Origin of the sequence: Chlorogloea sp. CCALA 695, from assembly GCF_003003885.1 — a bacterium.
Lineage (GTDB): Bacteria > Cyanobacteriota > Cyanobacteriia > Cyanobacteriales > Chroococcidiopsidaceae > Aliterella.
In genome coordinates, this window is the sequence record NZ_PVWN01000055.1 from 21,822 (window position 1) to 27,869 (window position 6,048).

Genomic DNA, 6,048 nt, shown 5'->3' on the forward strand with positions numbered 1-6,048 from the left:
CTAGCGATGACAACTCATTTACAAGTTGGCGAAGTCTTTAATGACTTTGCACTGCCCAATCATCAAGGGGAATTGATGCAATTATCTGAATTTACCCAACCTAACTTATTAGACAGAAAACTCGGATTTTTAGACGGTTATCCGCTAATAGTAGTTTTTTATCGCGGCTTTTTCTGTCCGCGCGATCGCCAACAATTTTCGCAACTGGTACAACTTCAGCCGGAACTAGCAGTCAACTATTGTCAGTTGGTTACGATTAGTACCGATCCGCCCTTAGTACAAGCCGCTTTTCGCGCTGGGTTGGGGGCGCAATGGACTTTTTTGGCGGATGAGAAACGAGAGCTTATTAACCAAATTAATATTTTAGATGTTACCGAAGGTGAGTATGCTGATCGCGCCCAACCTTATACCTTTGTTTTACGACCTAACTTAACTGTTCACAAAATTTATAATGGCTGGTTTTTTGTCGGGCGACCAACTTTAGAAGAATTAAGAATTGATTTACGTACCATTATGCAAACTAATTCTAACTACAGTTATGAAGACTATAATACGCCTGAAGTTAAACAAATTCGCATTCCTCAGCAAGAATGGGCCAATGGTACGCCACTATTGGGGGCAAACGGTCTACCAGTAAGGCGGGGAATAGTACGCTCTTTTGACTTTAAAACTGGCAACGGTGTGATCGCGCCTTTGGATACAGAAGAAGATATATTTTTTAACTTTACTGCTATTCCTGGAGAAGGGTATCGTACTGTTAATCCTGGTACAAAGGTCGAGTTTGAAGTTGTTACAGGTAAATTTAGTTTAAGCGCTCGTAATGTGCAAATTCAGAACTAGGATGCAATCAAAACGTTATGCTATTCGTCAAAATATTAAGCTATAAAACTATTAATCGGCGGTGATTTGGTGTCTGTCGTCAATTTAATGCTACTTTTGGAACGGCTAAACTTAGTAGTTAAATGAGAATTTGCTGAGAAAAGCATGAGCATTATTGAATCCACTTCTTAACAGCGATTAATTTTGCACCTACTGGGAACCTATACAGTATGAAAGTAAGTTATTTCGGAAATTTAAAGCCATAAAATTGAAATATTTAGTATTTAGTAATGCTACCGCTCTCGTTCTTGGTGTAAGTGGATTACCATCTCATCAACTATCAGTACAAGCTGGAGAAATGTCTCGTCCACAAATGAATGACGGGGCAATGTCTAAACAAAAAACTGGTATGTTTGTTGCCGCAGAACATCCTACTCAAGGAGCAGTAAGTATTATTAACGAAAAGGGTAAACGCTACCTAGTATTTGACAAAGCCTTTAAGTCAGATATGGGTACAGACTTGCACGTTATCCTCCACCGCGATGCTACATTACCAAAAGGTGGTTTAAAAAAGCCTGATTATGTTACTCTCAGCCGCTTACAAAAAGTTAGCGGTTCTCAACGTTATGCGATTCCCAATAACATTAATTTGGCAAACTTTCGCACGGTAGCTGTATGGTGTCGAATGTTTAATGCTACTTTTGGCTATGCTTTGTTACCCACAACATCCACAGCCCAGCGTTAATCATACATATTTAAAGTGCGATCGCAGATAGCTCATCACCTATCTGCAATGCCCGATACTTTTGCTTTCCTTTCACAGCTAAACCGTGTCGGTCAAATTCTATTTTTACACTGAGGTTTTGGATGGTAGAAATTAAAGACGCTTTTACTGTAATGCATCCAGCGATCGCAGTTATCTTTGTTTTTCCCTTAATTGGCATAGTTATTAACCTAGCATGGTAAACTCGTCAGCGTCGCTTGCAAATCAAGGGTGAAGGCAAAAGCAAAATTCCGCCTGTCGTTGGCGCAGAACATAATCGGCTGGGAAATTGGCTAACCTCCGCCGTTGTCGGGATTGCTTTATTGGGAATCTATCACCCAATTATTAAAAACATTTTGAATAATGAATTAGTCAGTAAAAACCCCTTCCAGGTAAGCTAATAGACATTTAAGTTGCAATAAAATTATTACCCTTATTATAAATATTTCTATTCCAGTTAATTACTAGCTCTTCCTGATTAAGCAATCTTTCCAGAATTTCTTGAAGTTGGTTAGCTGACTCAAGTAACCGATGAGCAATGAACTCTTTACAGGAATGCCATACTAATTCAATTAAATTCAAGTCTGGGCTATAAGCTGGTAAAAAACAGAGCTGTATATTCGGTAGTTCTTGCTTTATTTTATCAATGATATCTTGACGCTTGTGGTAACTGGCATTATCTAAAATTACTAGAACTCTCGGACCTATTCTTTGATAAAGCTCCAATTTATTTCCTTGTTTAACCCATTCAACGCCAACAAAGTTATTTAGCTTTTTCAAAGACTCAAAAAAACTCTCTCCATTACCTTTATCAATGAAAAAGCTTAAGCTTTTTCTATCATGATAACGTAGCCCACCCATTACGTTTATTCGACCTCTGCTGCGAGTACCTCTTACTTTTTGTCTAGTACCTCGGCGTGTCCAACCTTTGCGTCGTATTACTCTTAAACTGAACCCAGTCTCGTCCCAAAACCATACCTGGAATATCTCTGGTGCTACAACTCCAGCTTTTAAATAATTCTCTAACTTCTTTTGAAATATTGCTCTTTCTGCTTTGTTTTGCTGAGATTCTAAGCTGTACTTCGCTCAAATGTAAACGTAGTTTTTTTTTGCAATATCCGACTAATTTGTTTACTACTTAACGCGCATGCCTGTTTGCTGTTCTAAATAAGTTGATAATCTTTCCCCTGTCCATCTGCCAAATTCATAACCAAATTCTTGCGGTGCTTTTGACACTATTTCTATTAATAATTCAATATACTGCTCCGTAGCTTTTCGGTAATTACCTTGCTGTCGCTTGTCTTTTAAAGTCTCTAGGTTATCTGGGTCGCCATGTACGCGCGAAGTCTGTCGGGATGAGTCCCTCATCCGACGAGCTTCGCACCAATGAGCTACTGTTCGATACCCACAACCAATAAAACTAGCAATCTCTTCATAGGTCTTTCCGTCATGAGCGGAGTAACAATATCAAGGCGTGTTCTCTTAAGCTCGGACAATCATTAGAGCGCACTAAAGTTTGCAGTCTTTCTTTTTGTTCCAGATTTAGGAATCCTTTAACAGGCATTGTTCCCTCGACCCTTTGCTAATTCAAGTTTTTATTTTATACCTTTTCAAGGTTTATTAGCGTAGCACTTACCTAACACTTTCGCCTATGCTGGCAGCTTTCATTCAGAACTACAAGATCGAAGCGCCCTTGATTCCTTGAGCTTGCGACAAAAGCGTAAATATTCCGCAATTACACTGACTATAAAATTATTGCTATCGCTATAACTCCTCTTACAACTATATTTGCCAATCGTGACTGGCTGCAAAGGCACGAAATCGCTCAATCACTTCTACGTCTTGCCCTGTTCGCCAAACTAAACCGATCGCACGACGCAGAGGCAGATCAGAAATTGGAATGTAGACAACGCCCGGAATATTTTGCCACTCTGGCATGATGGCAATTCCTAAACCAGCAGCAATGAGAGAAATCACCCACTCCTCATAGTCAGCACGATACACAACACGAGGCTGAAGTGCATTAGACTCGAACAACTGCGACGTCTCTCCCCAAAGTTCGCAATGCATCCGTTCAATATAAGGCTGTCCACCAAGTTCTGCCAACCGCACAGTTTCTCTTTGAGCAAATGCGTGATTTGCAGAGACAGCCAGCGCTCGACGTTGTTGAAACAGTGTTAGTGAAGTTTTAGAGTCCTCACGGCTATCTAGCACCGTAAGTGCTAGATCAATTTCCCCCTGTTCTAGCGAATCGCGGAGTTCCACTAACGTACCATCCAATAACTCAATAAGTATATTGGAATACTCGGCTTGAAAAGCGCTAATTAATCTAGCTAAACTAACGATTCGGATTGTACGAAGGGTACCCAATCGCAAAGTGGGCTGACTATGGAATCCCTTGAGTTCCCGTAGCGTGGTCTGATATTCACTCAGGATAATTGTCGCCTTTGTTAGAAAGAACTTCCCGGCGGGTGTGAGGATAGCTCGTCGTCCTCCTCGCTCGAACAGCGTTACACCTAATTCCTGCTCTAGCTTCTTGATGCCTACAGATAAGGAAGGTTGAGAAACAAACAGGCGCTCTGCGGCTTTAGTGAAGCCGCCTGTCTCCGCGATCGCTAGAAAATAGCGGATCTGATACAAGTCCATATAGATGATATCTATGAGTTTGATAATGAAAATAGTCTTGCTTTATAACTGTACTTCTTTGAAGATAGGAATGTAAACCTTGCAAGACCAAAACGCAATGACGACTTACTGCACCATTAAAATTGACGGGTTAGATATCTTCTACCGTGAAGCTGGATCGCCGAGTAACCCTACAATTCTTTTACTGCATGGTTTTCCAACCTCATCGCATATGTTTCGCAATTTGATTCCCGCCCTTGCCGATCGCTTTCATCTGGTTGCGCCAGATTATCCTGGTTTTGGCAATAGCTCCATGCCCACGATCGATCAGTTCGACTATACCTTCGATCATCTCGCTGACATCGTTGAGAAGTTTACTCAAGCCGTGGGCTTGAGCAAGTACAGCTTATATGTTATGGACTATGGGGCCCCAATTGGATTTCGATTAGCAGCAAAATACCCAGAACGAGTTGAGGCATTGATTGTGCAAAACGGGAATACCTATGAGGAAGGTCTCAGTGATTTTTGGATTCCTCTCAGAGCATATTGGCGTGATCGCTCCTTAGAGAATGCTGAAAAGCTGCTGCCATTTTTCACGCTGGATGCCACTAAAGGGCAGTATACGCAAGGCACTCGTGATCCTCAAACCATCAGCCCAGACAACTGGAACATCGATCAATTTTTCCTAGATCGACCTGGTAATAATGACATTCAACTCGCTTTATTTTACAGCTACCGCTCTAATCCACCGTTATATCCTCAATGGCAGGAGTATCTTCGTACCCATCAACCTCCCACATTAATAGTCTGGGGCAAAAATGATCCGATCTTTCCTGCTGAAGGTGCTCATCCCTACAAGCGGGATTTGAAAACGATCGAGTTTCATCTGCTCGACACCGGGCATTTTGCTTTAGAAGAAGAGGGAACTGCGATTGCAGATCACATCCGCCGCTTTCTTCCATCTCACACTATTTAGTCTGTTGCGCTCAATAATAGCACGATTCATGGCGTGAACTGCTACTCAAATTTGACCATTGAGAATAAAGGTTCAGTAGAACTGTCATAGTTTTCACATCTACTTTTCGCCATGTATATACACAAATGAGGGAGTAGTAGTTTTAAAAAAGCGTCTCTTGTTCCATTTTGTGGTTCCGTTGCTTGTCGCTGCCCTATTCCAAAGCTCTAAGTTGAGAGAAACTACTAGCCGCTTCGACTAACCAATCTAAAAACTTGAGAATCAGTGTTTCTTTTGGGTGGTTCTCTAAATACACAGCCGAGTAAGTAAAACCATCTAGCGACACATCAAGGGGTTGCACTAAAATCCCTAATGCCACATCATCAGAGACATGAACCTTGCTGCACAAAGCAAAACCTTGACCTGAGATTGCAGCTTGAATAACTAAACTTTCTTCGTTGAATTTAAGCCCACAATTTGAGTCAATGGTGTTTAGCCCCGTGACTTTAAACCAATTTCTCCAACTAGGAGCATCGGCTCCAAAGTGAATCCATTCAAAATGCAATAGAGGATAATGCTCTAGATCCTCTGGAGTTTGGATTGGATGCCGATTGTTTAATAAACGTGGGCTACACACTGGCATAAATACATCGGATATGAGTTGGCGAACCGTCAGCCCAGGATAGTTACCTTTGCCGTATCGAATAGCTAAATCAACTGTTTGCCTGTGTAAGTCTACTACATCATTTGAGGTTTGTAGACGAATATCAATTGTAGGATAAGCTCGTTGAAACTCAGATAAACGAGGAACCAACCACTTGGCGGCAAATACTGTCGTCACGCTCACCGTTAACGTAGTAGATTCTGTAACTCGCGTTAACCGAGC

7 protein-coding genes and 1 pseudogene are annotated in these 6,048 nt (G+C 41.4%); 4 read left to right on the forward strand and 4 right to left on the reverse strand.

The window, feature by feature from the left end:
- Nucleotides 1-6 precede the first annotated feature (6 nt).
- Both C7B70_RS20165 and C7B70_RS20170 read left to right on the forward strand, forming a co-directional pair.
- Nucleotides 7-840 (forward strand): redoxin domain-containing protein, encoded by an 834-nt coding sequence (locus tag C7B70_RS20165; protein WP_106370779.1) that lies wholly within the window; start codon nucleotides 7-9, stop codon nucleotides 838-840.
- 247 nt (nucleotides 841-1,087) lie between these two features.
- A complete protein-coding gene (locus C7B70_RS20170) occupies nucleotides 1,088-1,564 on the forward strand; it encodes a DM13 domain-containing protein (protein WP_233221012.1) in 477 nt (158 codons plus the stop codon).
- 10 nt (nucleotides 1,565-1,574) lie between these two features.
- On the opposite strand, the gene C7B70_RS27160 is transcribed toward C7B70_RS20170, so the two are convergent.
- The gene (locus C7B70_RS27160) at nucleotides 1,575-1,763 is read right to left on the reverse strand and encodes a hypothetical protein (protein WP_199192393.1); all 189 of its coding nucleotides are present in this window, start codon (nucleotides 1,761-1,763) and stop codon (nucleotides 1,575-1,577) included.
- Nucleotides 1,764-1,800: 37 nt separating this feature from the next.
- On the opposite strand from C7B70_RS27160, the gene C7B70_RS27165 reads away from it, so the two are divergent.
- Entirely contained in the window at nucleotides 1,801-1,983 is a 183-nt protein-coding gene (locus tag C7B70_RS27165; RefSeq protein WP_199192394.1) for a hypothetical protein, read from the forward strand.
- Nucleotides 1,984-1,990: 7 nt separating this feature from the next.
- Here C7B70_RS27165 and C7B70_RS20180 read toward each other — a convergent pair.
- A pseudogene (locus C7B70_RS20180) lies at nucleotides 1,991-3,146 on the reverse strand (IS630 family transposase).
- A gap of 218 nt (nucleotides 3,147-3,364) precedes the next feature.
- Nucleotides 3,365-4,228 (reverse strand): LysR family transcriptional regulator, encoded by an 864-nt coding sequence (locus C7B70_RS20185; protein ID WP_106370781.1) that lies wholly within the window; start codon nucleotides 4,226-4,228, stop codon nucleotides 3,365-3,367.
- 79 nt (nucleotides 4,229-4,307) lie between these two features.
- Between C7B70_RS20185 and C7B70_RS20190 the strand changes: the two genes are divergently transcribed.
- The gene (locus C7B70_RS20190) at nucleotides 4,308-5,183 is read left to right on the forward strand and encodes an alpha/beta fold hydrolase (protein WP_233221013.1); all 876 of its coding nucleotides are present in this window, start codon (nucleotides 4,308-4,310) and stop codon (nucleotides 5,181-5,183) included.
- A gap of 193 nt (nucleotides 5,184-5,376) precedes the next feature.
- Here C7B70_RS20190 and C7B70_RS20195 read toward each other — a convergent pair.
- On the reverse strand, nucleotides 5,377-6,048 hold a 672-nt coding region (locus C7B70_RS20195), incomplete at its 5' end, for a LysR substrate-binding domain-containing protein (RefSeq protein ID WP_146134105.1).

What these genes read in the sequence shown, in the direction of transcription:
- C7B70_RS20165 (WP_106370779.1), top strand. Translation starts at nt 7, where the DNA reads ATGACAACTCATTTACAAGTTGGCGAAGTCTTTAATGACTTTGCACTG.
- C7B70_RS27160 (WP_199192393.1), bottom strand. Translation starts at nt 1,763, where the DNA reads ATGCCAATTAAGGGAAAAACAAAGATAACTGCGATCGCTGGATGCATT.
- C7B70_RS20185 (WP_106370781.1), bottom strand. Translation starts at nt 4,228, where the DNA reads ATGGACTTGTATCAGATCCGCTATTTTCTAGCGATCGCGGAGACAGGC.